The following is a 444-nucleotide window of genomic DNA, read 5'->3' as shown; positions in this document are numbered from 1 at the left end:
ACAACCATAAACGCTCGTTAAAAGCGTCATTCTATATCGCCATACAAGACGATTGCGTAAGGAAAAATCCCTTTGATTTCAAGTTAAGTGAAGTCCTAGAAAATGATACCAAAGAGAAAGTTGCATTGACAGAGGAACAGGAACAAGCCTTACTCTCATTCATCAAGACGGACAATGTGTATCACAAGTATTATGATGATGTGCTGATACTGTTAAAAACAGGACTTCGTATCTCGGAACTGTGCGGACTGACAGTAGCCGATATTGATTTCAAGAATGAAGTTGTGATTATCGACCACCAGTTACTAAAGAGCAAGGAACAAGGCTATTATATTGAAACGCCTAAGACGAAAAGCGGAATAAGGCAAGTACCATTAAGCAGAGAAACGATACAGGCATTTCAACGGGTTATGAAGAAACGCCCAAAGGCAGAACCATTTGTGA

General features: G+C 39.9%; 1 protein-coding gene. It reads left to right on the top strand.

The window, feature by feature from the left end:
• Positions 1–444 (top strand): site-specific integrase (locus LI164_RS15655; protein WP_227087380.1); only part of this gene is annotated, 444 nt, incomplete at both ends.

It is taken from the genome of Dorea sp. 210702-DFI.3.125 (assembly GCF_020560945.1).
GTDB classification, from domain to species: domain Bacteria; phylum Bacillota; class Clostridia; order Lachnospirales; family Lachnospiraceae; genus Dorea; species Dorea formicigenerans.
This window is presented reverse-complemented; position numbering and strand designations above follow the sequence as displayed.